Source organism: Bacillus sp. F9_6S_D1_P_5, assembly GCF_054823925.1.
In genome coordinates, this window is sequence record NZ_JBTREW010000009.1 from 38,429 (window position 1) to 64,221 (window position 25,793).

General features: G+C 35.8%; 30 protein-coding genes. 2 read left to right on the forward strand and 28 right to left on the reverse strand.

All coding sequences use genetic code 11. The features are described from left to right. Window positions 1-8: 8 nt before the first annotated feature. The 11 genes from flhF to ACUXEY_RS12860 all read right to left on the reverse strand — a co-directional run bounded on the left by flhF (window position 9) and on the right by ACUXEY_RS12860 (window position 9,094). Window positions 9-1,319, reverse strand: coding sequence for a flagellar biosynthesis protein FlhF (gene flhF, locus ACUXEY_RS12810; protein WP_461300864.1), 1,311 nt, complete (start codon window positions 1,317-1,319; stop codon window positions 9-11). A 14-nt stretch (window positions 1,320-1,333) separates the two neighbouring features. Next, window positions 1,334-3,400 (reverse strand): flagellar biosynthesis protein FlhA, encoded by a 2,067-nt coding sequence (gene flhA / locus ACUXEY_RS12815; RefSeq protein WP_429603014.1) that lies wholly within the window; start codon window positions 3,398-3,400, stop codon window positions 1,334-1,336. 24 nt (window positions 3,401-3,424) lie between these two features. Beyond that, the gene (flhB, locus tag ACUXEY_RS12820) at window positions 3,425-4,471 is read right to left on the reverse strand and encodes a flagellar type III secretion system protein FlhB (RefSeq protein ID WP_001971997.1); all 1,047 of its coding nucleotides are present in this window, start codon (window positions 4,469-4,471) and stop codon (window positions 3,425-3,427) included. Window positions 4,472-4,481: 10 nt separating this feature from the next. Further along, entirely contained in the window at window positions 4,482-5,243 is a 762-nt protein-coding gene (locus ACUXEY_RS12825; protein ID WP_001055718.1) for a flagellar biosynthetic protein FliR, read from the reverse strand. Window positions 5,244-5,258: 15 nt separating this feature from the next. Continuing rightward, window positions 5,259-5,534: a flagellar biosynthetic protein FliQ gene (locus ACUXEY_RS12830; protein WP_001098085.1), complete on the reverse strand. Its 276-nt coding sequence runs from the start codon at window positions 5,532-5,534 to the stop codon at window positions 5,259-5,261. Between the two features lie 33 nt (window positions 5,535-5,567). Next, window positions 5,568-6,326 (reverse strand): flagellar type III secretion system pore protein FliP, encoded by a 759-nt coding sequence (locus tag ACUXEY_RS12835; RefSeq protein WP_001220590.1) that lies wholly within the window; start codon window positions 6,324-6,326, stop codon window positions 5,568-5,570. Beyond that, window positions 6,323-6,643, reverse strand: a complete 321-nt coding sequence (locus ACUXEY_RS12840; RefSeq protein WP_000121176.1) for a hypothetical protein — start codon at window positions 6,641-6,643, stop codon at window positions 6,323-6,325. The genes ACUXEY_RS12835 and ACUXEY_RS12840 overlap by 4 nt, the downstream gene beginning before the upstream one ends. Window positions 6,644-6,655: 12 nt before the next feature. Further along, window positions 6,656-7,015 carry a flagellar motor switch protein FliN gene (gene fliN, locus ACUXEY_RS12845; RefSeq protein ID WP_000680019.1) on the reverse strand — a complete coding sequence of 120 codons (360 nt, stop codon included), beginning with the start codon at window positions 7,013-7,015 and terminating at the stop codon, window positions 6,656-6,658. A gap of 10 nt (window positions 7,016-7,025) precedes the next feature. Further along, a complete protein-coding gene (fliM, locus tag ACUXEY_RS12850; protein ID WP_073517861.1) occupies window positions 7,026-8,012 on the reverse strand; it encodes a flagellar motor switch protein FliM in 987 nt (328 codons plus the stop codon). 14 nt (window positions 8,013-8,026) lie between these two features. Continuing rightward, a complete protein-coding gene (locus tag ACUXEY_RS12855; protein ID WP_000775712.1) occupies window positions 8,027-8,251 on the reverse strand; it encodes a flagellar motor switch protein FliN in 225 nt (74 codons plus the stop codon). Window positions 8,252-8,314: 63 nt separating this feature from the next. Beyond that, on the reverse strand, window positions 8,315-9,094 hold the full coding sequence (locus ACUXEY_RS12860) for a lytic transglycosylase domain-containing protein (protein WP_461300865.1): 780 nt from the start codon (window positions 9,092-9,094) through the stop codon (window positions 8,315-8,317). Window positions 9,095-9,351: 257 nt separating this feature from the next. Here ACUXEY_RS12860 and ACUXEY_RS12865 point away from each other — a divergent pair, with 257 nt between their 5' ends. Then, window positions 9,352-10,695 (forward strand): flagellin N-terminal helical domain-containing protein, encoded by a 1,344-nt coding sequence (locus ACUXEY_RS12865; RefSeq protein ID WP_429603017.1) that lies wholly within the window; start codon window positions 9,352-9,354, stop codon window positions 10,693-10,695. Between the two features lie 258 nt (window positions 10,696-10,953). Beyond that, entirely contained in the window at window positions 10,954-11,754 is an 801-nt protein-coding gene (locus tag ACUXEY_RS12870) for a flagellin N-terminal helical domain-containing protein (protein WP_429603018.1), read from the forward strand. Between the two features lie 92 nt (window positions 11,755-11,846). Here ACUXEY_RS12870 and ACUXEY_RS12875 read toward each other — a convergent pair whose 3' ends face one another. The 17 genes from ACUXEY_RS12875 to ACUXEY_RS12955 all read right to left on the reverse strand — a co-directional run bounded on the left by ACUXEY_RS12875 (window position 11,847) and on the right by ACUXEY_RS12955 (window position 25,778). Next, window positions 11,847-12,794 (reverse strand): DNA-binding domain-containing protein, encoded by a 948-nt coding sequence (locus ACUXEY_RS12875; RefSeq protein WP_461300929.1) that lies wholly within the window; start codon window positions 12,792-12,794, stop codon window positions 11,847-11,849. A 728-nt stretch (window positions 12,795-13,522) separates the two neighbouring features. Then, window positions 13,523-14,431 (reverse strand): chemotaxis protein, encoded by a 909-nt coding sequence (locus ACUXEY_RS12880; RefSeq protein WP_461300866.1) that lies wholly within the window; start codon window positions 14,429-14,431, stop codon window positions 13,523-13,525. Window positions 14,432-14,548: 117 nt separating this feature from the next. After that, window positions 14,549-15,034 carry a LysR family transcriptional regulator gene (locus ACUXEY_RS12885; RefSeq protein WP_461300867.1) on the reverse strand — a complete coding sequence of 162 codons (486 nt, stop codon included), beginning with the start codon at window positions 15,032-15,034 and terminating at the stop codon, window positions 14,549-14,551. A 118-nt stretch (window positions 15,035-15,152) separates the two neighbouring features. Further along, the gene (locus ACUXEY_RS12890) at window positions 15,153-15,488 is read right to left on the reverse strand and encodes a DUF3964 family protein (protein ID WP_461300868.1); all 336 of its coding nucleotides are present in this window, start codon (window positions 15,486-15,488) and stop codon (window positions 15,153-15,155) included. 48 nt (window positions 15,489-15,536) lie between these two features. After that, on the reverse strand, window positions 15,537-16,766 hold the full coding sequence (locus ACUXEY_RS12895) for a flagellar hook protein FlgE (protein ID WP_461300869.1): 1,230 nt from the start codon (window positions 16,764-16,766) through the stop codon (window positions 15,537-15,539). Between the two features lie 16 nt (window positions 16,767-16,782). After that, window positions 16,783-17,373 carry a flagellar hook assembly protein FlgD gene (locus ACUXEY_RS12900; RefSeq protein ID WP_461300870.1) on the reverse strand — a complete coding sequence of 197 codons (591 nt, stop codon included), beginning with the start codon at window positions 17,371-17,373 and terminating at the stop codon, window positions 16,783-16,785. A 3-nt stretch (window positions 17,374-17,376) separates the two neighbouring features. Continuing rightward, complete coding sequence (locus ACUXEY_RS12905) at window positions 17,377-18,483, reverse strand: flagellar hook-length control protein FliK (protein ID WP_461300871.1); 1,107 nt, start codon at window positions 18,481-18,483, stop codon at window positions 17,377-17,379. 10 nt (window positions 18,484-18,493) lie between these two features. Then, entirely contained in the window at window positions 18,494-18,904 is a 411-nt protein-coding gene (locus ACUXEY_RS12910) for a hypothetical protein (RefSeq protein WP_014893159.1), read from the reverse strand. A gap of 117 nt (window positions 18,905-19,021) precedes the next feature. Further along, window positions 19,022-20,326: a flagellar protein export ATPase FliI gene (locus tag ACUXEY_RS12915; protein WP_461300872.1), complete on the reverse strand. Its 1,305-nt coding sequence runs from the start codon at window positions 20,324-20,326 to the stop codon at window positions 19,022-19,024. After that, the gene (locus ACUXEY_RS12920; protein ID WP_461300873.1) at window positions 20,323-21,009 is read right to left on the reverse strand and encodes a FliH/SctL family protein; all 687 of its coding nucleotides are present in this window, start codon (window positions 21,007-21,009) and stop codon (window positions 20,323-20,325) included. Before ACUXEY_RS12920 ends, ACUXEY_RS12915 begins: the two co-directional genes overlap by 4 nt. Beyond that, window positions 20,996-22,000, reverse strand: coding sequence for a flagellar motor switch protein FliG (fliG, locus tag ACUXEY_RS12925; protein ID WP_461300874.1), 1,005 nt, complete (start codon window positions 21,998-22,000; stop codon window positions 20,996-20,998). The genes ACUXEY_RS12920 and fliG overlap by 14 nt, the downstream gene beginning before the upstream one ends. Before the next feature lie 13 nt (window positions 22,001-22,013). After that, the gene (locus tag ACUXEY_RS12930) at window positions 22,014-23,588 is read right to left on the reverse strand and encodes a flagellar M-ring protein FliF C-terminal domain-containing protein (protein WP_461300875.1); all 1,575 of its coding nucleotides are present in this window, start codon (window positions 23,586-23,588) and stop codon (window positions 22,014-22,016) included. Window positions 23,589-23,610: 22 nt separating this feature from the next. Next, the gene (gene fliE / locus ACUXEY_RS12935; RefSeq protein WP_063263686.1) at window positions 23,611-23,910 is read right to left on the reverse strand and encodes a flagellar hook-basal body complex protein FliE; all 300 of its coding nucleotides are present in this window, start codon (window positions 23,908-23,910) and stop codon (window positions 23,611-23,613) included. 17 nt (window positions 23,911-23,927) lie between these two features. After that, window positions 23,928-24,341 carry a flagellar basal body rod protein FlgC gene (gene flgC / locus ACUXEY_RS12940; protein ID WP_000484674.1) on the reverse strand — a complete coding sequence of 138 codons (414 nt, stop codon included), beginning with the start codon at window positions 24,339-24,341 and terminating at the stop codon, window positions 23,928-23,930. Between the two features lie 20 nt (window positions 24,342-24,361). Continuing rightward, complete coding sequence (flgB, locus tag ACUXEY_RS12945) at window positions 24,362-24,778, reverse strand: flagellar basal body rod protein FlgB (RefSeq protein ID WP_443111946.1); 417 nt, start codon at window positions 24,776-24,778, stop codon at window positions 24,362-24,364. A gap of 369 nt (window positions 24,779-25,147) precedes the next feature. Beyond that, a complete protein-coding gene (locus tag ACUXEY_RS12950) occupies window positions 25,148-25,420 on the reverse strand; it encodes a flagellar biosynthesis protein FlgG (protein WP_461300876.1) in 273 nt (90 codons plus the stop codon). Continuing rightward, window positions 25,410-25,778, reverse strand: coding sequence for a flagellar export chaperone FliS (locus ACUXEY_RS12955; RefSeq protein ID WP_001149522.1), 369 nt, complete (start codon window positions 25,776-25,778; stop codon window positions 25,410-25,412). Before ACUXEY_RS12955 ends, ACUXEY_RS12950 begins: the two co-directional genes overlap by 11 nt. Between the last annotated feature and the right edge of the window lie 15 nt (window positions 25,779-25,793).

Below are 25,793 nucleotides of genomic sequence, written 5' to 3' on the forward strand. Positions count from 1 at the left end.
CCTCTCTTCTATGATGTTTGCAACATTTGTTTCGCTAAATGTTCAGCTGTAGCGATATGTATATGTTGCTTCACGTCTTGTCCATCTGTCATTAATACAATAGGAGCTGATGATACTGCTGGAATTTTCAATAATTCACCACTACTTGCAGTTTCATCAAATTTCGTAAATACGATACCATCAATATGAATATCTTTAAAATTCGTAATGATTTCAATCATATCCTTACTTTTCATCGAAGCTGATAACGTTAAACAAATATAATCTGGTTCTACTTGTCCCATCGTTTCAATCATTTCTTCCACTGTTTCTGACGCACGATAATTTTTTCCGGCTGTATCAATTAAAATATAATCGACGCGGGATTCTTCTTTAAAATACGTAAGCGCTCTTGTCATGGCAGCTTCATCACGGACAGCGATTACTTCAAAACCGATTGTCTTTACGTAATCTTGCAGCTGCTGTACTGTTCCAATGCGTGAATGATCTGTCGTAATGAAACCGACCGTTTTGTTCTTACCGTGGAACTGCCATGCCATTTTTGCAAGTGTCGTCGTTTTTCCAACACCAGTTGGACCGATTAATGCAATTGTTTGCACTTCTTTTTCAAATACGTTTTCCGTATTGAAATGCGACCTCATATCTTCTAATATATATTCGATCACTTCTTCTTCTGTAATCATCGTCGCATTCTCAAACTTCACTTTTAACTTTTCAGCATATGCATGAATGAAGTATTGTTCTACATCGTTTTGTTCTAGCATGCGAATTACTTTTTGAATAATAAACGGTACAGATTCTTGCTTTTCTTTCTTTACAATCACTTCTTCTTTTTTGACGGGAACGACTTTTTTCACAGCTTTTTGCTTTTTCGTTACTTTCGTTTCTTCCGTCTGTTTCACAACGACGATACCTTTTTCAAACAGCTTTAATAGTTTCTCTTTCTTTCTTGTCCATTCTTCACTATTTCCTGTTTGCATCGCCGCGTATGACATAGAAGTCGTCACGTTTTCTAAATTGTGCAGTACCGATTGAATGCCGTTTGCCTTCACAATTTGTTCTGAAGGATCGTTCACAACTTCCATTAATTGTTCATGAAATTGAGCTGTACCTTCGTTCACGTCTTCTTGTTTATCTTCTGGAAAAGCAACTAACATTTCATAATTCTTTTTCCAAAAAAACGGGATATTTCGTTTTACACTTTCATCGACAACGTAATAATAATCTGTACCATATTGGTCAAATAACTTTCGATACAATTCATTTTTCGAAGCTGCTTTTATTCGCATTAACGCTTCTTTCTTTTCTGTATTTTCCATTACTTCACCCCCTACTATTCAATGTAAGCAATTTGATCTACAACAATTTCTGGAGCTAATTCACTAATACAAAGTACTTGTGCTTCTATTTGATAACGCTCTAGCAGTCTTACAATCGCAAACCTGAAATCTTTTCTACGCGTTAATAATACTGGTTCTCTTCCCATTAACCTCGCTTGTTTAAATACGCGTTGTACTTGCTCAACGACTCGCGATTCTAAATCTAAATCCCAGTTTAATAAATAACCTTGATAAGAATTGTTTACAACGTCCGCATCTAACTCGATTGAATCCGAGAAAAGCGCCGCATAAATTTTACCGTCAGGATTTTTCGCATTTTCACAAATCACTTTTGAAATACATTCACGAACGAATGACGTTACACCGTCAACATGATTTTGATAAATTTCTTTTCCGTCAATAATACCTTCAATAATAGTTGGTAAATCACGAATAGAAATACCTTCTTTTAGCAGTTGTTTAATGACATTTTGAACGAGTGATAAGTCGATTTCTTTCTTCTTAATCTCTTCTAATAAAACGCCGTTATCATTTTCAAGCGAATTAATTAAGTCTTTTACATGTTGACGCTGAATTAACTCATGAAGATTACGTCTAACGACAACATCTAAATGTGTAATTAATATGCTAAGCGGCTCTAATACTTGATAGCCTTTCATTTGAGCATCTTGTACCATATGCTCTAAAATCCAATATCCATCTTCACCGAAAATCGGATCTTTCGCTGGTTCTGCATCTAAATCAGCCATTACATTCGGTGTTTTCAGTGCTAATAAGTAACCTGATTTTAAAACACCTTCAGCTGCCTTCGCACCTTTAATACGAATAATGTAACGTCCGCGTGGTCTAAAACTCGTATTATCTTTAAAGTTAATTCCCGGAACGTTAATACCAAGGTCGGTAATAATCGATTTCCTCATAAGAACAACTTTATCACGAGCTGTTTCCCCGTTAATTTTCTGCTTTACAAGTGCTGCTAAATCTAAACCGAGTTCTACAATAATTGGATATTTATCTGTAAATACTCCGAATGAATCTTCCACTTGTTGCAGTTGTTCATCTTCGCCTTGAATCATTTCTAATTCTTTTTGAAGCTCGTCTTCTTTTTCTTTCTTTATTCGGTTTTTATTGCGAATTCCTAAGAAGATAATTGTTCCACCAACGAGTGCGAATGGTAGAAATGGTAGCGGAGTAAAAATACCCATTGCGATAAATAAACCACCAAGCGCATATACAACGACTTCATGTGCTAATAACTCTTTAAAGATTCCTTCAGTTACTGTATCCGGTGAACCGTCAAATACACGTGTTACGATAATACCAGTTGAAATCGCAAGCATTAACGAACCAATTTGGTTTACGATTCCGTCACCGACAGTTAACTGTGTATAGTGAATAGCTGCTTCAGCAAAACTCATGCCTTGCTGCATCATACCGACAATTAAACCGAAAATAATATTTACGAATAAAATGACAATCCCGAAAATAACGTCCCCTTTAATGAACTTTCCGGCACCATCCATCGCTCCGTAAAACTCTGTTTCCATATTTAATTTCTTTCGTTTTGCTTGTGCATCTTTTTCAGTAATAATACGCTGGTTTAAATCCGCATCGATTGACATTTGTTTCCCTGGTAAAGAATCAAGTGTAAAACGTGCTGCAACTTCAGCTGTACGGGATGCACCGTTTGCAACGATAAACTGGAATATGATTAATACTGTAAAAATAACGATACCAATTAATAAGTTCCCGCCAATTACAAACTGACCGAACTCTTCAATAACATGCCCCGCATTTCCGTCTGTCAAAATCGCTCGCGTCGTCGATACGTTAATCGATACGCGGAAAATCCCGATTAATAACAGCATCGTCGGAAATGACTTTAATTCATCCCACTCGTTAATACTTGTTGCTCGCATATAAATAAGCACTGACATACTTAGTAGAAAAACGATAACGATATCAAGTATAAATGGTGGAAGTGGAATTAAGAGCGCCACTACGAATGACGCTGCTAGAAAGATAGAAAAATAGGTTCTTGCAGAATCTATCTTAAACACAAGAGATCTCCTCCAACCGCGCTATTATACTTCAAGTTCATTTGTTTGAATTAAATAGCGCATAACTTCAATTACAGCTACGTATAAATCTTCTGGAATCGTCTCATCTTCCTCGACTTGATAATATAAAGAACGAGCAAGCGGACGGTTTTCCACCATTGGTATTTCTTGTTCGCGGGCAAGCGTTCGTATATATAATGCGAGCTCATCTTCCCCTTTTGCAACGACAATTGGGGCCGCATCAACGTGTTTATTGTACCGAAGTACGACCGAAATATGAGTCGGGTTGTTTACAATAAACGTTGCGCCATCCATTTTCTTCGCAATTGTTCCTTGCAAGATGGCATGCATAAAGTTTTTTCGTTTCCCCTTCACCTGCGGGTCCCCTTCATTATCTTTATGCTCTTGTTTTACTTCTTCTTTTTTCATCTTAATATCTTGTTCGTACTCCCATTTTTGATAAATAAAATCAATAATAGAAAGAACGATTAATATAATTAAAATAGCTAAAAAGATAAATTTAATTTGTCTAATAATTTCAGTAAGTGACGCAGTCCAGTTAAACCCAATCATGCTCACGATTTTCTCTAAATTCTTTTTAAAGAGGACGTAAGCGACGTAACCGATTAATCCCATATAAAATAGTGATTTCAAAATATCTACTAAACTTTTACGACTAAACAATCTCGTAAAATAGTTTTTCGGGTTAATACGCGACGCTTTCGGCTTAATAACTTTAGAAGAAAATAAGAAACCGACTTGAATCATATAATTGAATAAATGAAAAGCGTATACGAGTATTAAGATTGGAGCTGATACTTTTAATAATAAAATCCCCATTAAATAAAAATACTCGGTCGAATCTGTATTTTTTCCAATTTGATCAAACAACACCGATACAGAATTGGCAATCTCAAACCCTAGCCAATCTCCGAAAAAGTAAACGACAACTGCTAATACAAGAATGGAAAATAAATTATTTAAATCTTTACTCCGGGCAATATTCCCTTCTTCACGCGATTTTTTACGCTTCTGCGGGGTGGCCTTTTCTGTTTTATTATCCTTTGCCATGCGCGTCCCCCTACTTCGTTAAGAAAAAGTTAAATAGTTTCGTATATTCCTCAAGCAATACGTCCGTCATATTTTTAAACACATAACCGAGCATCGGTACACTCATCGCAATAAACAAAATACCACACGTAATTTTAATGACGTACGCATTCATAAAAACGTTTAATTGCGGAGCATTTTTTGCGATTAAAATTAAAACAAAGTTAATGATGAATAAACTTCCCATAAGCGGAAGAGCAATTTCAACCGCTGATGTTATCGCAAATAATAACGTTGCGAGTAGACTATCTAAAAAACTAGTCGTCAGCAATTTTGAAATCGCCTCTGTATATTGAAACGACTTTAAAATCGTGGCAACGAAATAATTAATGCCGCCAAGTGAAATAAAAATAATGAGGAAAAATATATCAAAAATAGTTGAAAGTAAAGTAGACTGTGAACCTGCATTTACATCAAACAAACTTGCCTGTGACAAACCGATGTCAAAGTCTAAAATATGCCCAGCCATTTTCGGTATATTCCACAGCATTTCTACAATTTTTGAAAGTGATAATCCAATTACAATTTGCGTACCTGCATAAGCTGCCACGTCCCAAACTGTCTTAATATGAGAGACATCAACTTGATCGGCCACTGTAATTGAAAGAGCAAGCCCAACTGTAACCTTCGCCATTGCTGGAATGGATCGACCTGAGAAAAACGGTAAAAAATATAAAAATGAAGTAATACGGCAAAACGCAAAAAACGTCGCCGCCCATAATTCCATATTCATTTCAGTTCACCTATCTTAGTACGAACGCAATAGCGATGGGATTTTATCAAATAAATCTAAAATAAGCGTCGTTAACTCTTGAAACATCCAAGGACCTAAAATGATGATAACGAGTACAATACTCGCCATTTTCGGTAAAAACGTCAGCGTTTGCTCTTGAATTTGCATCATCGCCATAATGACAGCGATGATAATAACGACAATCATACTTACGCCGGCAACCGGCATTAAAATCATAACCCCTTTATAAAAAAAGGTTTGAAAAATATCTATTATTGGTGACGTATTCATTTATATGACTCCTATCACATAGCATCAAACGCTTCAGGCGACCGTTTTAAACATAATGTCGACGATTTTTGTATATCCACCTAAATATACGAAAACGAGTATTTTAAATGGTAAACTTAAAATCATCGGCGGTACCATCATCATCCCGAGGTACATTAAAAGTGTACTAATAATTAAATCTATAAATACAAACGCTAAATAAATGAACATCCCCGTTAATAATCCTTTTTGAATTTGCGTTAACGTAAAGGATGGCACGAGCGTAAATAAAGAAAGATCTTTCAAATCTTTCGGCAACTCTTCTCCGCGCACTTTCAGCATCATCTTTAAATCATGCTTATACGTATGCTTTGACATATACTCTTTCATAATCGGAGCTGTCGTCTCCGCAGCTTGACTTACAGTTATTTTCTCTTTCGTCATCGGATCCCACACATCGCTCTTCAATTGCCCGAGTACAGGCTGCATCGTAAAGAGTGATAAAAATAAGGCAAGTCCAACGAGTACTTGGTTCGGTGGTAAATTCATTACCCCAAGTCCTTGACGTGTAATCCCAAGAACGATCATAAAATAAGTAAAATGTGTAAATAATAGAACGATAGAAGAAGATAATGATAAAAGGGTAACGAGCGCAAATAGCTGTACACTTGAATTGCTCGTAAACTCTTTTCCATTTTCGAAATTAATAAAACCGTTTTGGGCCGCATACGCTGGATTTACAAAAATAATTGAAAAAACGATAGAAAATACGAAAATAACGACTAATAATGATAACTGTTTCTTTATTCTCATGATGGATCCTCTACTTTTTTCGTTTCACTCTTCACCGCGTCTTCTAGCGCTTGTTGAAACTGATTTCCTGTCCCTGTTAATTGCACAGATTGGACACCGTTATTACTAATAACAGTGAACACTTGCTTACCGTCTACTTCAAATAAAAAGGCACTCGTTTGATGATTTAAATACACGCCGTCCTTCACTTGAATATGGCCATTTTCACCTTGTTTAAAAAACTGCTGTTTGCGCGTCTTTTTCGTCATATAATATGCACCATAGCCGAGCGCACCAAACAGTAAAACGACTTGAAATAAGGTCGTCATATACGACATATGACTCCTCCTCTACTCTTTATCTAGCATTTGACTTTGCGCTTTCATAAGCGCAGCTTGCTTCTTGTCAGCTTCAATTTCAGAAATGATAATACCGAACTTCTCGTCCATTACAATCGCTTCCCCAATGCCGACTTTCATATTACTTAAATACACATCTACTTTATGTCCTAAGTTTTTCTCAACTTCAAGAACATCGCCCACTTTTAACTCTTTCACATCACCGAGCGTAATAGATGACTTCCCAAGCTTTACACCAAGTTCAATCGAAATATCCGAAACAGTATCAATATGTGCTTTACCCGCTTCATTTCGCTTTCCTGCAAATTCTTCTAATCCCATTAATGACACAGGAGATACTTCATGCTTCATATGGATCCTCCTACTCTACAAAACTTTTAAATAGGAGCGCCTTACGCGTTCCATCTTTTCCAATAAAACAATTAAATTTATGTTTTCCATCTACAAAACCGAGCAATTCATCCGAAACTTTCGTATGAAGCGGAATAATATCGCCTTCTTCAATTTGCTCAATGTCACCCATTGTCATCTTCTGCTCACCAATCGCAACGTGAACAGGTTTATACACTTGATTTACTTTCGCTTCCACTTCTGAAGTATACTTTTTACGCTTATCCGAAGAATGTTCGACAATATTTTCAGACGTTAACTTATCCATAATCTCTTCAACAGATAAAAACGGAATACCGATACGCACCGTCGTATTCCAAAAATCCGTTTTCATATTTACGTTTAATAATGAAATGATATCACTCGCTGTCGTAATCTTTAATGCATTCGGATCTGTCTCTGTCGTTACAAATTTCGGTTCAATCGCCACAACACTTTCAAATGATTGCTCTAAATTTTTACATAGAAGTGCAAAAATATTATCAAGCGTTAAAAACTCGAATGCAGTTAACGGTCTACGCATCGTAAAATTACGCTTACTATCTCCGCCAAGCCAGCACTCATGAATGTAAATAACAAATGCTAAATCAATCTCAATAACAATTTCTCCAAGCTCTGGAAGTCCGAGATCAATGACGCAATATAAATAGTAATCTTTCGGCATTTTCTCCACATACTCACTCGTAAATGGTACTTGCTCCACTGTCGAAGGCTCTAACTCAATCGGAATACGCATACGCGCTGACAACGTCTGTGACGTTTGCTTACCAAATGTAGAAGCAATCGCTTGCAAACTACGTAAATGTTCAACACCGAACTTCTCCGGTCTATTAAAATCATACTCTTGAAATTTATCTTGCTTCCCTGCTTCTTGTGCAAAAGCTGGCATTTCCTCGCCTTCATTTACCGCCTTCAGCAGGGCATCAATTTGCTCTTGGCTTAATTTATCGCCACTCATGAAAATCCCCTTCCCTACCTTTTCAATTCAACGATTTCAACGTACATCTTTCCATTCTTCGTCAAAATCTTTCCGGTTCCAATCTCTTCATTCTCAAGCATAAGACGCACCGTATTTTTCGTTGAATTTTCAAGACGATACAATGTACCTTTCGTAATATGAAGCAGATCTTCAATTTTCTTTTTCGTATTTCCAATTTCAAAATAAATTGTTAACGGAATATCATCTTGTAATTTCAAATCTAGCCAACTCCCATATCATGTTCACGAAAATTTCATGTTCTCTCTATATAATGAAATCTCTTATTTTGAAACGTCGATATTTAATATTTTTTTAATATATCCTTGCGTTTCTTTAAATGGAGGTACGCCTCCGTACTTTCTCACATTACCAGGACCAGCATTATAAGAAGCAAGCGCTAATACTAAATCGCCATTATTTTTCTTTAAATAACCGCTTAACTCTTTCACGCCGCCTTCAATACTTTCAGCTGGTGAAAATGGATTTTTTATACCCATCTCTTTCACATTCGCCGGCATAAGCTGCATAAGCCCCATCGCACCTGCATGTGACACCGTTTTCGGATTGAAATTAGACTCCACTTCAATCATTTTTTGAATTAACGTTTTCGGAATTCCGTATGAACGGCTCACCCGATCAATAATATCCTCATACTTCCCTTCATTTGAAGAACGTATTTTTTGAATATTATACTTCTTCGTTAATCCCCACGTATCAACAGCCTCATTTTTCATTTCCGGGAAACGTCGTTCGAACTCTTTTTGTGCAACTTGCACTTCGTCGACTTTCTTCGTTTCAGGCTTTTCTTCAGGCTTACTCGCTTCCTCTACTTTACTAGAATCACCTTTATTAACGAGCGTTTCTATTTTTGTAGATTGTACCGGCTGACTCATATCCTCTACTTTTGCCGGTTGCGTAGTAGCCTTCGTCTCCTTCATAGGCTCGCTTTGCAACTTCTCCTGAAACCTACTACTAACAAAAGCCTGCGGACTACTTAACTTTTGCTGAAACTGTCCTTTTTTATATGCAAGTACTTCTTTTACTATATTTCCAATTACCATAATATCACCTTTTCGGTAAACAAAGATAATCTAATATTAGAGTTTTTTCGTAAAGTTTGCAATAATCCTTTGCAATTAAATTGTAATAAAAAAACGACTAAATTGTTAAACTGTTATTTTTTTATATTTATTAATTCAAATTTTCAGTTGACACCCATTATAGCAAGGCTTACAATAAATTCGAAATCGATTTTTTCGCATATTACCGTTTTTCAATTTGCAGAAAAGTCAATATAAAAAAATGGGGGTTCTTTTACATGAGAATTAATACAAACATTAATAGTTTACGTACGCAAGAATATATGCGTCAAAACCAAGCAAAAATGAGCAATTCTATGGACCGTTTATCAAGCGGTAAACGTATCAACAACGCTTCTGACGATGCAGCAGGTCTTGCAATCGCAACTCGTATGCGTGCACGTGAAAGCGGTCTAAACGTAGCTGCTAACAACACACAAGATGGTATGTCATTAATCCGTACAGCTGACTCAGCTTTAGGATCTGTATCTAACATCTTACTTCGTATGCGTGACCTTGCAAACCAATCTGCAAACGGTACAAATACATCTGATAACCAAGCTGCAATGCAAAAAGAATTTGCAGAACTACAAAAACAAATTACTTACATTGCAGATAATACTCAATTCAATGATAAAAACTTATTACAGTCTAATTCATCTATTAACATTCAAACTTTAGACTCTTCAGATGGTAACCAACAAATTGGTATTGACTTAAAATCTGCTTCTTTAAAATCTCTTGGAATCGAAGATTTAGCAATTGGTGCTTCTGTAAATCCACTTGCTAAGGCTACTGTGGAAGCAAGTGAAGCTTACGACAAAGCGAAAGCTGATACTGCTGCTTTCGCTAAATCAATTGCAGATACGGCTGCTACTGGTACTGGTGCTGCTAAAGTAGATGCAACTGCGGTTGATGCATACATTCAAGAAGCAGATCCTACTGCAAAGGGCAATTTATACACTGGATTAACTGCTGATCAAAAAAAATTAGCAGATGAGTATAATACATTAAAAGCTGCTGAAGATGGAAAAAAAGCTGAACTGACTATGGCTACAACTAAATCAACAGCTGATGGTACTGCTAAAGGATTAGTTGACGCGTATGATGATGCTAAAAATCTTGCTATGAATGATCCTAAAGCTAAAGCATACCTTGAAGCTAAAATGGCTTATGAAAAAGACACAAGTAATGTTGCTAATAAGCAAAAGTTAGACTCTACTAAAGAAGCAATGGAAAAAGATCCAGCTTCTAAAGACTTAGTTGTAAAATTAGATGCTGCTAAAGCTGCTGCTACAAATGGCACTCCATTAGATGCAGTAAGTAAAATTGACGCTGCATTAAAAACAGTTGCTGACAACCGCGCAACGTTAGGTGCTACATTAAACCGCCTAGACTTTAACGTAAACAACCTTAAGAGCCAATCTGCTAGCATGGCTTCAGCTGCTTCTCAAATCGAAGACGCTGACATGGCGAAAGAAATGTCTGAAATGACTAAGTTCAAAATCTTGAACGAAGCTGGAATCAGCATGCTTTCTCAAGCAAACCAAACTCCACAAATGGTTTCTAAATTATTACAATAAGCCATTTGAGTTAGTTTCATGAATAAACCTCTCTGCTTGCGGAGAGGTTTATTTTTTCTATATAAATGAATTTTTTGTAAAATCTTTCTTTTTCAGATAGGATAGAGCATCTACATGGCGTAAAAGCGGTCAGTGCTTATCTTGATCCCCTCTTATGTTAAAACACAAATAGCAAATAAGCATAAGCCTTTTTATCTTTTCATGACCGTTTATTAGCTTGTGAACACTAACTATATCAAACTGTAAGGAGTGTCTATTATGCGTATTGGTACGAATGTTTTAAGTATGAATGCTAGGCAATCGCTATATGAGAATGAGAAGCGTATGAATGTGGCGATGGAACATTTGGCGACTGGTAAGAAGTTAAATAACGCTTCTGATAATCCTGCGAATGTGGCGATTGTGACTCGTATGCATGCGAGAGCGAGTGGTATGCGCGTGGCGATTCGAAATAATGAGGATACGATATCGATGCTACGTACTGCGGAAGCTGCCCTTCAAATTGTGACGAATGTTTTGCAACGTATGCGTGATTTAGCTGTTCAATCTGCAAGTGGTACAAATTCAAATAAAAACCGTGATTCACTAAATAAAGAGTTTCAATCTTTAACAGAACAAATTGGCTATATCGATGAGGCGACTGAGTTTAATGATTTATCCGTATTTGACGGACAAAACCGTCCTGTTACGTTAGATGATATTGGTCATACAGTAAATGTAACGACACATATTCCCCCTTCCCCTACACAACATGACATCAAGATTTCTACTGAACAAGAAGCAAGAGCTGCAATTCGTAAAATCGAAGAGGCCTTGCAAAGCGTATCCCTTCACCGTGCCGATCTTGGCGCTATGATTAACCGTCTACAATTTAATATCGAAAATTTAAATAGCCAAAGTACAGCGTTAACAGATGCTGCTTCCCGAATTGAGGATGCGAATATGGCGCAGGAGATGAGTGACTTTTTAAAATATAAATTGTTAACTGAAGTTGCACTTAGTATTGTTTCACAAGCAAATCAAATTCCGCAAATGGTATATAAATTACTGCAATCATAATTGTCATTCCACTCTTTGAAACAATTCCACACAAAACAAAAGGGAAATACATATAAACTATGTACTTCCCTTTTATTTTTCACTCAATACTTCTATGGCGCTACCGTCATAACTTGTCCTCTACGGTCGATCCTTATTTTCATTTTTCCGTCTTGTGCGTTATATAAACCTAGCTTATTTAATTCTATTTTGCATTCTTGTACGAAAGTTGGTAATTTACGAATTTGATTGACATCCGAACTTTTAATAAAATTAATTAAATGTTGCGTCATGTCTTTCACATCTTGCACGAGTTCTTCTTTTTCTCGTTTTAATCTTTCATTTTCCAATTGTAGCGCTCGCAATTCACTTTCTAGACTACTTCTATTAGACTCTTCTTTGAAGTGCCCTGCAGCCATGCTAGAAAGCTTATAAATACCTTCCATAAACTGATGTAATTCATCTTCTTTTCTTTCACTATGTTGACTAATTGTTTCAAAGTTATCAACGATACCAGATATAACTGTTACGAGACTTTTTTCATTCTCTTTATGCTGTACTTCCTCTATTAATACGTGATTATTTTCTTTTTTCATTTCAACGATCGTTTCTTTTACAGGTGTATATTTTCGCTTTCGTCCAGGTTTTTGCTTTTCAATATTTTCAAACGGTATTTCATGTTTTTTCAATTTGTAATACGTATTTTGTAATTGACTTTCTGTTTTCGGGAAAAGATTTAGTTCGTTTTTACTAACGTATTTTGAAATATTAATAATGTTTAAACCGTGACGTTGGCAAAATTGATAGACTTCATACAGTAACTCTAGTTCAGACTTCAGCCATGTTATAGCTGATTTTTCATACGCTCGCATCCCGCCATTTTTTTCTACATCTATTTGAAATAATACCATTCTATTATGTAAATCAACTAGTTCTTCATACTTTACTTGGAATTGTTTTTCTATTTTTTTTAATTCCGCTTCTAGTTGCATATCGTTCATTTTATTATTTGACATGTTTTGTAAGAGACTTAATACATTGATTGCTGTGTGGTGATACATAACCTGTGCCACTCCCCCTCATCCTTTCGCAATTCTCATCTGACTCCCATGTCTTTTCAGAAAATAGCAATTTTTACATATCCATATTATAACATTTCGAAATTATCTGTCAAATAATAAACATACAAAAACGTATAGAAAGTATAGTAATAGAAAAAAGGATTTTTCAATTAATATGTATAATTGCATATTAATTGTATTTAATTATATTATATGGTATTTCGAATATATTTTCACCGAAAAAGTTTGCGTTACCACGAAAAATTACTAAAATAATCCAAAGATACGTTTTCTTATATTTTCAAATCAAAAATCTTCAAATGAAGATTTTTGATACATACAACCACAAACACTCCAAAAACGTTCCATCTTTCCACCTATACAGAGTATAGAACACTAAAAAGGAACTAACCAATATTACACATGGCTAGTTCCTTTCTTTCGGCTAAAAGAATAGAGTTATAAATAGAATCTACAAATCTTCAATTGAAGTCTCACATCTCATGGGCTCTATTAAGTACTGACCGCTACCGCAAATAGCTAGTTTCCTATGCTAGATAAAAAAAAAAAAATTGTTCACCAACTCTTCTAAAAATCTCGCGGTAATCCACTACTCCATTCACCTAAAATCAGCTCCATATCTCTGGTCTCACATAGCACGGGGCTCTATTAAGCACTGACCGCCACCACGCATGGCTAGCTCCTCTATTCCAGCTAAAAAGAAGCTTTTAAAGCACTAACTTATCTACTAAGCCGATTAACTCTTGAATATCTGGCTTACTTACTTGAGCATTTGCTCCTACCGCTTCGCCTTTATGGAATAATTCATTTGTAATTAATGAAGAGAAAATAACGATTGGTAAACGATTCGTTACTTCACCATCTTTAATTACTTTCGTTAAATGGTGTCCATCCATTTTCGGCATTTCAATATCTGTAATGAGCAAGTGAATATGTTCAAACATTTTTTCTCCTTGCTCTTTTGCTAATTTTTCAATTTGTGCTAATGCTTCTGCACCATTGCTGAAGAAGTTCATTTTCGTATATCCAGCTGATGATAATGTTTCTTCTAATATTTGACGAAGCATTGCTGAATCTTCCGCAATATAAATAACTTTTTCAGCTCGATCTGTTTTTTGTTCTAATTTTGAAAGTGATTTATTGTCATAACCAGTACCGCTAATCTCACATACAATTTTCTCGTAATCTAATAGTAAGATGATTTTTCCATCTAGTTTTACAATACCAGATGTCGTTTCTTCTAGTCCCATAGACAATGAAGCTGGTTCATCAATTTGTTCCCAAGAAATACGTTGAATACGATGCACTTCATCCACACGGAAAATAACTTTCATTTGGTTTAATTCTGAAATGATAAATTTCGTTTGATCAAGTGGCTTTGTCGATTTTAAATTAAGAGCTGTCGCTAAGTTAATAACAGGTAAAATTTCACCGCGTACTTGAACAACACCTTCAACTGCATGATGAGATTCTGGCACAGTTGTAACAGGGAATGGATTAATGATTTCACGTACTTTCATTACGTTAATACTAAATAAGTTTTCACCAACAGTATATGTAACAATCTCTAATTCATTTGTTCCGCTTTCTAATAAAATACTTTGTGCTTGTGACATAAAGGTGTCGCTCCCCTTTCATTATTTCCGTATATCTAATTATTAAGCTTTATTAAAACGAAAAAGTCAACTACCTATATGAAAAATATAGATAGTCGAACGATTCATTTCTAGCGATTAATCTTGTATAAACGAAGCAAGTGCTTCTAATAACACTTCTTGTGCCCCTACAATTTCTGTCGGCATAGCTTCCCATTTTTTCGAAAGCTCCGTTTCGACTCTTATTCTTAGCTCCGGATTCATTTGTTCTAGCACATAATCTTTCGTTGCTATATCAACATCAAGTAGTGCAAGAGCATACAGTTCAGGATTATTTATTTTTTGAAATAATCGTTTTAATACTGCCGGTGCTATATGTTTTAATTTTTCAATATGAATTTCTTTATCTGAAAATAGTAACTCGTATTGAATAAACGTAACATTTTCTTTAATCACTTTAAAATAGCAATTATTTTTTTTGTCATTTACAAAATAGCCGTTCGAATCTGCAATAACACTCTCTACTTTACGAATTAAATCCGGCAAACTACTCGCCGACATTACAGTCCGCTGCTCAACCTCACTCGGCGAAATGAATGTAACGCGATACTTATTCTGCGCCATCCTCCTCACCTCTCCTTTTATAAAAATCTATAATCACAAACGATCCAAAAGGCACTAACCGCTACCAAACATCGCCAGGCCCACTCTCAAAACCTAAAAAAGAGCTTTTAAGATTTTTTTAAGATCTTTTCAATAACTCGATGTTATTGAACCAGAATGCTATCTGCTGATCCGCAATATTCGGTAACGTCACAAAAAACTCACGGCACTTCATCTCATCTTTAAACAGTTGATACTTCCACTCGCCCTCACTACCAACACTTACGAAGTAAAATTCGTGAATACGGCCAATGATTGCTTGTTTTTCACCAAATGAATATGGAGGCACTTGCTTAATTTCAAATTGATCTGGTAAATATACATGCTCTTCTCGTTCCATTTTTAACACTTGCTCAGCAAGTTCACGTTTATTTTCGAAAAAAGGCAATTGTAAAATTCGCTCTTGTCTTGTCATTCGAATAAAAACCCTTTCTACTACATTACAATTTTTCTTTATAATATATTATCGAATTAAGTTTACAACTTCATTTAATACTTCATCTGATACTTTAATTACTTTCGCATTTCCTTGGAATCCGCGTTGGTATAACATTAAGTCAACGAATTCTACAGATAAATCTACGTTTGCACCTTCTTGTGCACCACCACGTACTTTACCTGCACCGTTTTGACCAGATGCGCCAAGTGCTAAAATACCTGTTGTATTCGTCGCTGTATAGTTACCATTACCTGTTTTCATTAGTCCGCCTTCGTTCGGGAACATCGCAACAGCTAATTGACCAGCTGACTTCATACTTCCATCAGAGTATTTTACCATTACGTATCCACCGTCAGCAATAAAGCAATCTTTAACAGTTGCTGCTGCTCTACCGTCTACATCTGTTACTGATAATGTTTTATCTGTCGGATGATTTGTTAAATTACTAAAATCTAAATTTATCGTTCCGCCGTTAAACGGGATAGCTGCTCCTTGTTGTACTGGGTCTGGATTTCCAACTTTATTAAATTTCAAAGTACCTGTTGAACCTGCCCCTGTAACCTCTTCAAACTTCGGATCTTTTGCCGAGTCATTACGTCTTTGCACTTTATACGTATACTCGTGGTCATTCGTTTTCGTAAATTCTACACGCATCGTCCATGTATTACCAGCATCATCATAAAACGGTAAATCTTGCGTAATTTTACTTTCATTCACCGGGATATTCCCTTTAATTGTACCCTTCGTTGTTTGAATACCACCAATTGCAGTTCCCATCGGGATTTGCAATGGTCCTGGAATACCAGATAAATCAACTTCACCTGTTGCTGCATTTGCAGGGTATGCAAATACGTATTGACCTTCTGTGTTCGTAATATAGTAATCTGAAGATATTCCAAACGTACCTTTACGAGTAAATTCCATATTTCCGCCTGTTGAATCACCTACTACGAAGAAACCATTACCTTCCATTGCTGCTTGTGTTTTACCACCAGTTAACGTAATTGTTCCGTCGCTATAGTCTGTAACTGTTCCGCTCATTTTCACACCGTTACCAATACTTTTCGGATTCGTTCCAGCGTATTTATTGTCACCTTTTGAACCGATAGAATTGTTATATAGTAAATCATCAAACATAGCTTTTTGTTTTTTATAACCAACCGTTTGTGCATTAGCAATATTATTTGAAGTTACACTTAATGCATTTTGTGTTGCATTCATTCCTGTAATACTTGTATATAACGCTTTAATCATAACGTATGGACACTCCTTATGAATTTATAGTTTTTACTTCTTCAGTTACTTCTTCAGTACCTTTTTGCTCGTCTTTCTTTGCATCTTCTGGATTCGTTTCTCCAATTGGTTTATCAGACACTCTCTCAACGAAACGAAGAGATACAACTTTATTATCAATAACGAGCTGTACCTCATTATTTTCAGCAAGGCGAACTGTCTCTACTTGACCGGTCACTTTTTTACCATTACCGTCAACACCTCTTACGTACTTCCCTAAAAACTTCATTCCACCATCAAGCGCTGTCGAATACATTGTCGTCTTTAAAGAGTCTACTGCTTTCGTCATATTCTGTACTTGTTCCATAAGAGATAATTGCGCTGTTTGGTTCATCATTTGATTCATATCCATCGCATTAAATGGATCTTGATGTTGGAAACTCGCTAGAAACAATTTTAGAAAATCATCTTTCCCCATTACACCAGGAGTCTTTTGTTCTCCTGCTGATACTCCATTTACTTGCCCTACTGCTGGTTGTGCACCGTTAACAGATGCGTTCCTATTCTGCGCTCCTGCTTGCAACGGAATATGATTTGTACTCGTTGTATTTAATCCAACTGTTGGCACGCTTTATTCCTCCAATAATCCCGCAAATTCTTTCGATTCTTGTTTCTCATGTTTCGTACTTGCTAATTGCTGCTTTTGCCTTTGTTCTTGTTCTCGCTGTTCTTTACGATTTTCATCTTTATCTGAATAGCTAATTTGAATATTAATTTCTTTTTCTTTTAACTTCAGTCTCAATTCATCAAAAATGATTTCAACACGTTTCTTCGCATCGTGTTTTTCCATTTCCACATGAACATCAATTTGATCTCCATGTTTTTTCATAAACACTGTTAACGCACCGAGTTTTTCTGGATTTAACTGGAATAAAACACGCTCTTGTTTCACTACAAACTTTTGTAGCGCCTCTACTTGTGCTTCCATTTTCTTTCCTAAGTCAGGCAATGAAACTTTCTCAGCACCACTATTGGATTTCCCTATCGGATCGGTACTCGTTGCTTTATTTAATAACTCCGCACCTGCAGAACTCGAATCGTTTAATAGATCACCTTCTGGCAACTCTATCTTTACATCATCGCTCTCAGCTGTCGGAAGATCTACATCTTTAGAATCTTCTTGTTTCTTTGCAATATTACAAGTCTCTGTTTCTACAACTTTCAATACTTGCATCGTTTGCTCCGGCATCTTCACTTTATCTAATACCATTTGCATTGTATCTTCTAAACATATAGCATTTTTGATATTCATATTGGAAAGAAGTTCTTGTAATTGTTGTAATTCACCTTCGGGTAATTCGTTAAGTTTTATATTTCCATATTCTTTATATAGCTCTTGTATTTTTTGTATGTATTGATATAACAATTCTGGCTGCACACGTAATTGCTCAATTGCAACCATTTGCTCAGATACAGCTAACAATAACTGTTCTGTCTCTTTTTTTTCTTCTTTCTTTACATTAGGCTCTTCTTTCGTTGCCGATTTTTTAGAAAGAGTGTTTTCTTTTCTATCCTCTGGTGCATCTTTTTGCTTTGTTTTCTCCGTTTTCGGCTGCTTTTTGTTTTCCATTCTCATCGCACGATCGAATGAAGAATCTTCACTTTTAGATTGTACTTCTAGCCCTTTTTCTTTTTGCGGAGGTAAACTTTGTTGCACCGGTAATACAGACTGTATCACTACATTCACCTCATCCATTCATACACATTTTCAAATCAAGAAGCATTTTTTCTTCCTGCTTTTCTCGTACTTTCGCAAGCTTTCTACAATCTTCTTGATACATCTCATCAATGACACGTTCTTTTTCTTTTACTTGTTCTAAAAGGCTTTCATTTTTTTGAATAAAATCTTCTGTTTTTTTAATTTTTCGATTCCATTCTTCTATTCTTTCAGGTGAAAACGTATGTGAGGAAAGCATACCAGCCATAATACGTTGCCCAGTTTGTACGACTTTACTACGCGATTTCACAACATATAAATCATATTCTTTTTTTTGTTCTATTTTTCTTTTTTCAGCTGTTAATTCATACACTTCTTTCAAAATCTGTTCTTTTTCTTGATTTATTTGCAATTTTATCGTGTCGTACTGCTGCTTATCCACCTGTTTTCATAGCCCCTTCCTATTATAACGCTCTCTTTTTCTATTATATAGTTTTTTTCCAAAAAAATCTGTGAAATATTAAAAAACAAAAAAATAAGACCTCAAAAGCGTGAGGTCTTATACTATATGGTGGATCGCTTGAACAATATCATCAAATTGGAAACGATCTGATCGACCTTGTTTTAAAAATGTATTTATACCTTCTACTTTATTTTTACATTCAAAAATATAAGCATTTTCTTCATTTTCTTGAATCGTTCCTAATTTGAAATACAATTCATTTTCTTTATAAATAGATAATATTTTCCTCATTTCATTTGCCAATTGCCAATGAGTTGGTGATACGATTTCTTCCATAATCCTACTTACTGAATCTAGTACTGAAATAGCAGGGTAATGGCTGAGCGTTGCAAGTTCACGTTTTAATACAATATGTCCATCTAAAATACCGCGTGCTAAATCTGGTACAGGACCGTTTAAATCGTCTCCATCAACAAGTACAGTATAAATGCCTGTTATAGATCCCTTCTTTGTTTTCCCAGAGCGCTCTAACAGCTTCTTCATATAACTTTCCATTAAAAGTGTTTTACCACCAATCGGTAATTCTTTAACAGCAATATCAACACTTCTACGCGCATCAGCAAAACGAGTAACAGAGTCCATCATAAGTAGTACGTTATTACCTTGGTCTCGGAAGTATTCAGCGATAGATGTTGCAAGTTTAGCTGCGCGAAGTTGCATAAGGTGACTTTCATCTGACGTCGCTACGACAACGACGCTTTTCTTCATACCTTCCTCGCCTAATTCTTTTCGAATAAAGTCTTTTACTTCCCGGCCACGTTCTCCGACTAAACTAATAACGTTTATATCAGCTTTTGCGTTTTTCGCAATCATTCCGAGTAAAGTAGATTTACCAACACCTGACCCAGCGAAAATACCAATCTTTTGACCGATACCAATCGTTAGCATAGAATCAATAGATTTAATTCCCGTTTCAAATACATCAGTAATCTCTTCACGCTCAAATGCATGAATAGGCGGAGCATCTAACTTTATTTTTTGCAGCGGAATGTTTTCAGCGTTTTCATTTAACACATCACCATTTGCACTTAACACTTTTCCGAGTAAATGATTACCACGAGGTATAACAACATCTTCAGCAATTAATGTCACTGCATCTCCGTAACATACTTTTTCTGTCTGTTCGAACGGGAGTAACATATTGTTTTCTTTTTCAATTGCAATTACTTCACATAGAACGCTATGTTCTCCAACGAGACAAACATCACCGATTTTTGCCTTTGGTCCTTTCGCTACGAAAAACTGCTCTTGCACACTATGAACTTTACCGACTTTCGTATAAAACGGCGTTTCAATAAACGTATTCCATTTTTGATTTTCATTCATTAACAGTCGATTCATACGTTTTGTTCCTCGAATAACTTCTCTTCTTCCCATTTCTGGCGAAGTTTCGCAAATATAGGTGCAAATTTAAATTCAAAGAACTCTTTCTCTTCTTCTAGAACAAATTCACCGAACTGTAAAGAGAAATCATATTTCCATTCTACTAATTGTAGTAACCAATACTCTTTCGTATTTTCCTTCTCTTCTTGAATACGTTCAAATGTTTCTGGATGTACGGTAATGACTAGTTTTTCAAACGAAGTAGGCAATGTTTGCACGATGCCAGTTAAAATAGGTAATACATCAAGCAATCTAGCATCTACTGCTTGATTCACAATTTTTTCTGCTAGTTGAAAAGATTGATCCCATAATAATTCTGTCCATTCGTATGCTGTTTCTTGTTGCTCTTTTTGAAACTGCTGACGTGCCGATTCTATCTCTTTCATCTGCTGCTGAACATGCATTTGAAATTGTTCTTGATCATGTACTAACTGCTGACGCTCTCGTTCTAATATTTGCTGCTCTTGACTTAGCTGAGCTAACTCAACATGTAACGATTGTTGCTGCGCAAGAAGTTCTTCATGATCTACTTGTATTTCTTCTTCTACGTGAACTGATATTGGTTTTGGAAATTGTAATTCATACGTTTCTTCAGAAAAAGAAACAGAATTCTTCGGAATTCTGTTCTTAAATAAGGACATCATCTTCACCTCTTTGAACGATAATTCTTCCTTCTTTCTCTAGCTTTTTCACCGTACCTGTAATTGTTTGCTGTGCTTTCTCAGCATCCGTCATCTTAAGCGGCCCTAAGCCATCTAATTCTTCCAGAATCATCTCTTTACGGTTTGAAGACATACATGTAAATAATTTCTCTTTAATTTCTTCTTTTGCAATTTTAAGCGCTTTTGCAATGACACCGTTATCTGTAATTTCCTCTAACACACGGCGAAGCGCAAGATCTTCAAGACCGAGTAAGTCTTCAAAGACAAACATATTCTCTTTAATTTTCTCAGATAACTCATAATCGACTTCATCCAGCTTTTGAAAGACTGTTTTTTCAACGCCTCGTGAAACGTTATTTAAAATGTTCACGATTGTTTTTAAGCCATCTGTTTTATTAATTGCACTAAATGCCATATTATTTAATTTCGCTTTTAATAACTCACCAATTTGGTTAATGAGTTCACCGTCAACTTGTTCTAATTTCGCAATACCCATTACCGTTTCTACTCGCTTATGATCTGGCAATCTCTCAATTAATTGAGAAGCAAGCTGCGGTTTAATGTAAGAAGCGATAATTGCAATTGTTTGTGGTGATTCATCATTAAGTACTGTAAGAAGTGGCTCTAAATCTGTAAGTGAATTTAAGAATTCAAATGGATTATCTTTGTTATACCAAAGGTCTTCCAATAATTTTTCCAGCTCGTCTTCTGGCATATTTTTAAATATGCGACGAATGTACTCTTTATCTGGAGTGACTAAGTTCAATTCTTTTACATTTAGTTCATATAAGAATTCCCCTAGTACATTCTCTAACGTTTCTTGTTTATATACACGAAACTTCGCGATTTCACGAAGTAATACTTCTTTTTCCTCAGCCGTCATATATTCAATGACTTTTGCTGCCACCTCTTCATTTAATGTACGAATGAGGATGGCAGCTTTTTCTTTGGAGGAGATTTCATCTAACATCGTTGTTCCTCCCTTACTGTCCGTTTAACCATTTTTTAATTACTTTTGCAGTACCTTCTACATGTTCTTTCGTAGCATCCTGCACTTGTTCATCTAACGTCGGTTCTTTCGGTTGTTCTGGTTCAGGTTTTGGCTCTGGTACTATTTTCTCTTCCGGAATTTCCATAATACTTTCACTACTTGCAGCAACTTCCTCTTCTGCTAAGTATTCTTCATATTCCTCTTCTTCTTTCTTTCTCTTACGTCTTGCTAAGAAGAACCATAATAGACCAACGAGCGCTAATAAGCCTCCTGTAATTCCACCGATTAACCACCAGTTCATACCACTTTCTTCTCGTTCTTTCGGCTTCTCTTCTTTCGGTTGATCAAACTGAACCGTTACCACATTAACTTGTCCATTTGTAAAGTTTCCATTTGGATCAGCTTGAAGTCCAGCTGCTGTACCAATTGCTTCTTTGAAAGTTGTCATATCAATTCTTCGTTTTACTAACGTATCATTATCTACCCATACAACAACATTTGTTTTCGTTAACTCTGGATGTTTTTTAATCGTTTCAACTGTTTTATCTATTTCATAGTTTTCGATTTTGTTACCATTTTTATTATCGTAGACGATTTTGCCATTTTGATTATTGTTCGTACCGTAGTTTGGCACTTCACCGTTTGCTGTAATACCAGCACCTTGCTTCGTATCTGCTCCTTCTTGCGCAGTAGAGCTTTCCTCTTGCTCTTGTTTACTACGAAGGACACCTTTATCACCATACTTTTCTGACTGACGTGTAACTTCGTCGTAGTTTACAGATACTTTCGTATTCACTTTATATTCATTCGGCTTAAACATCGTCATTAACGTTGCATCAATATCTTGCTTTAATTTACCTTCAATTTGGTGTTGCATCTCTACTTCTTTCTCATAAGAAGAGGAACTACTAGAATGTGCTTCATCTGCTCCTTTTGAGATAACACCTTTTTTGCTATCTATAACACTCACTTCTTCGGCTTTTACGCCAGGAACTGCCGCACTAATCATTTGCTGTACACCTGCAACTTGATCAGCCGTTAATAGTTGACCACGTTTCACACCAACCGTAATCGCCGCTGTCCCCTTTGCTTTCTCTTCATCAAAAATTGTCTCTTTTTCAGGTAATGTAATTTGAACATTTGCCGTTTCTATCGCCGCAAAGTTTCTTACAATATCTTGCTCTAATTGCTTTTTCGTACCGACAATTTGCTTCATTTTTTTATCTTGCTCACTTGAACCGAGCGAGCTTTCTAATAAAATTTCCTCACCGCTTTTTGAATTAAACGGTAAGCCCATTCCATTCATTTCTTTTCGAACCCATGGAGCATCATTCTTCTGCACACGAATCGAACCATCGGCTGCTAATTGGTAATCGACACCTAGCTTCGATAATTCTGCTGTAATCTCTTGCTTGTCTGCATCATTTAAATTTTGATATACAACAACATATTTATCTGGCAAGGTGAAGTATAAAAGTGCTCCTGTTACAATTGCTAAAAGCGCAGCACCAATGACTAACTTATGCCACGTTTTTAACGATTGGAAAACATTTTTTAACTTTTCCATTTAAACACACCCGTCCATTTTCCTAAATTTGCATATTAATTAGTGACTTATAATTTTCAATAAGATTATCACGTACAAGAGCAGCCGTTTTCATTTGAGACTCAGCTTTCTTTTGCTGAATTAAAACGTCATGTGTTTCTCCTACCCCTTTTGTTAGTAAATCATAAACCGCTGTTTGCGCATTGTTTTGTGTTTGATTCATATCTTCCAATAAATCGATAAACTTCTTCCCTTCGACTACAGGTGTTTCTGAAGTTTTCGGTGCACCAATTGACTGAATTGCGCCAAATGGCTGTGTATGTAACATTGGTTGGATTTTCATCTTCCCCTATTCCCCCTTTATCCTCGCCCGATTTCTAAATCTTTATCAAGCATTTTTTTATTCGCATTTAACACACTTGTATTTGCTTCGTACATTTTTTGAGCAACCATTACATTCGTCATTTCAGCAGTCACATCTACATTCGGATAACGTACATATCCTTCTTCATTTGCATGCGGATGTGTCGGATCATACACTAAGTTCTCAGTTTTGTCTGCTTCAATACTTTTTATTTTCACTCCGTTAGTAGGTGTACCGTCTAACATATTCGCAAAACTATTATTTGATTCAAGCACTACACTACGGCGCTCATACAAATCTGCCCCCGGAGCTGCCGTTGTATTTGCATTTACAATATTATTTGAAGTAACTTCCATCCACTTTCTCGCTGTCGTCAGCCCTGATCCACTTGCATTAATTGCCTGAAACATCGTTGTCTCTCCTTCTACTATTAACGTCCACGCGCTGCTTGGTTAATTGCGTATTGTGTATTAATCGCGTTAATTGAAATACCATATAATTGGTTCGCTTTCATTAAATCTAGCATTTCTGTCGTTACATCCACACTATTTCCATCTTTATTCGTTTGCATTGATTTCGTTTGAATCTTTGCATAAGTATTTTTCGTATTTACTGTCGGTAAGTGCATTTCATTCGTTTGATATAAATCTGGATTGCTTTTTAAATCCGCAGCATTACTCTTATATAATGCACTACTCTTATTCATTTGCTCAGCAAATGTAACGTCTTGTGCTTTATAGCCAGGTGTATTCGCATTTGCAATATTACTAGAAACAGTATTTCGTTTCGTCACTAAATAATTCATATAATGGCTTACATCACTCACTAAATCTGGCATACTCCACACCCTTCCTTTTTAACTTACCATTTTGAACATCATAATCCACTGATGGAAGTTTCACTTCATTATTTAATTTCTTATATGTATTTATTAAAATATTAACTATTATGTACCCTTACATATTTTATTCCATTTTTACATTGTTGTCTTTAGAAAAATACAAAAATATAAAAAGAATATAAAAAAAACTGTACACGCGTAGTAATCTATATAACATTTCAATATGTTTACGACTAGCCAAACTTTATTTTTATATTATTTAGACTACTCCTATTTGTTACAGTCATAAAATGAAACCTCAACCAGCGGAACTTTTTATTTACATGAGGGAATGGATCCCCTTTAAAAAAGGAGACCCGTTTCCACAATTTATTATTAATATTTACCGTAAAATGAATTTGCTTTCATTCGCCCATCATTTGTCATAATCATTTCTTCCAAAATCTTTTGCTTATCTCGAATATGTTGTGCTGCCTTAATAATAAATGGGCTTACTTCTGTCGCAACTTGCGTGCGCGTTTCTTCATCCAATGTCATCATCCAGCGATTTAACATCGCACTCTTCTCAGCAAACTCTCCATCTGACACTTGCAATTCACCGATTTCATTAAAACAGCCGACAAATGCTCGATAAATATCATTGTTCATTTTCAAGCGCTCCGCGGTAACCATCTATTAAATCTTGTAATACTTTCACAATCGCATCAATATCTTTCGCTTCACGCGTTACTTTCATCGTTTGAATTTGAACGCTAATCCAATCATATAAACCATAAAGACTATCATATAAATCTTTCGTAATCTCAGGATTTAATTGAAGCTTTAATTCTTCAAAAATACGTTCCAACTTTTCAAGAAGTGCATCCCCTTCTTGTAGTTTAAAAGTATGTAAAAGCTCTTCTAAATTACGAAACTCTACAATGCATCTTTCATAAATAAAAATTGTATTTTTAATCGGATTACTCGTCATAATATCATTTTGCATATAACGTTGCCATGCTTGCATACGATCACTTCCTCA

Coding starts and splice junctions, on each gene's coding strand:
- fliE (WP_063263686.1), bottom strand. CDS start 23,910: ATGAAAATCCAACCAATGTTACATACACAGCCATTTGGCGCAATTCAG.
- ACUXEY_RS12835 (WP_001220590.1), bottom strand. CDS start 6,326: ATGAGAATAAAGAAACAGTTATCATTATTAGTCGTTATTTTCGTATTT.
- fliM (WP_073517861.1), bottom strand. CDS start 8,012: ATGAGTGGCGATAAATTAAGCCAAGAGCAAATTGATGCCCTGCTGAAG.
- ACUXEY_RS12870 (WP_429603018.1), top strand. CDS start 10,954: ATGCGTATTGGTACGAATGTTTTAAGTATGAATGCTAGGCAATCGCTA.
- ACUXEY_RS12920 (WP_461300873.1), bottom strand. CDS start 21,009: ATGTCCTTATTTAAGAACAGAATTCCGAAGAATTCTGTTTCTTTTTCT.
- ACUXEY_RS12860 (WP_461300865.1), bottom strand. CDS start 9,094: ATGGTAATTGGAAATATAGTAAAAGAAGTACTTGCATATAAAAAAGGA.
- ACUXEY_RS12930 (WP_461300875.1), bottom strand. CDS start 23,588: ATGGAAAAGTTAAAAAATGTTTTCCAATCGTTAAAAACGTGGCATAAG.
- fliG (WP_461300874.1), bottom strand. CDS start 22,000: ATGTTAGATGAAATCTCCTCCAAAGAAAAAGCTGCCATCCTCATTCGT.
- fliN (WP_000680019.1), bottom strand. CDS start 7,015: ATGAAGCATGAAGTATCTCCTGTGTCATTAATGGGATTAGAAGAATTT.
- ACUXEY_RS12955 (WP_001149522.1), bottom strand. CDS start 25,778: ATGCAAGCATGGCAACGTTATATGCAAAATGATATTATGACGAGTAAT.
- ACUXEY_RS12885 (WP_461300867.1), bottom strand. CDS start 15,034: ATGGCGCAGAATAAGTATCGCGTTACATTCATTTCGCCGAGTGAGGTT.
- ACUXEY_RS12915 (WP_461300872.1), bottom strand. CDS start 20,326: ATGAATCGACTGTTAATGAATGAAAATCAAAAATGGAATACGTTTATT.
- flhB (WP_001971997.1), bottom strand. CDS start 4,471: ATGGCAAAGGATAATAAAACAGAAAAGGCCACCCCGCAGAAGCGTAAA.
- ACUXEY_RS12825 (WP_001055718.1), bottom strand. CDS start 5,243: ATGAATATGGAATTATGGGCGGCGACGTTTTTTGCGTTTTGCCGTATT.
- ACUXEY_RS12895 (WP_461300869.1), bottom strand. CDS start 16,766: ATGATTAAAGCGTTATATACAAGTATTACAGGAATGAATGCAACACAA.
- ACUXEY_RS12875 (WP_461300929.1), bottom strand. CDS start 12,794: ATGTATCACCACACAGCAATCAATGTATTAAGTCTCTTACAAAACATG.
- flhF (WP_461300864.1), bottom strand. CDS start 1,319: ATGGAAAATACAGAAAAGAAAGAAGCGTTAATGCGAATAAAAGCAGCT.
- ACUXEY_RS12890 (WP_461300868.1), bottom strand. CDS start 15,488: ATGACAAGACAAGAGCGAATTTTACAATTGCCTTTTTTCGAAAATAAA.
- ACUXEY_RS12840 (WP_000121176.1), bottom strand. CDS start 6,643: ATGTCGTATATGACGACCTTATTTCAAGTCGTTTTACTGTTTGGTGCG.
- ACUXEY_RS12830 (WP_001098085.1), bottom strand. CDS start 5,534: ATGAATACGTCACCAATAATAGATATTTTTCAAACCTTTTTTTATAAA.
- ACUXEY_RS12865 (WP_429603017.1), top strand. CDS start 9,352: ATGAGAATTAATACAAACATTAATAGTTTACGTACGCAAGAATATATG.
- flgC (WP_000484674.1), bottom strand. CDS start 24,341: ATGTTTCAGGCAATTAATGCAAGTGGATCAGGGCTGACGACAGCGAGA.
- ACUXEY_RS12950 (WP_461300876.1), bottom strand. CDS start 25,420: ATGAACAATGATATTTATCGAGCATTTGTCGGCTGTTTTAATGAAATC.
- ACUXEY_RS12880 (WP_461300866.1), bottom strand. CDS start 14,431: ATGTCACAAGCACAAAGTATTTTATTAGAAAGCGGAACAAATGAATTA.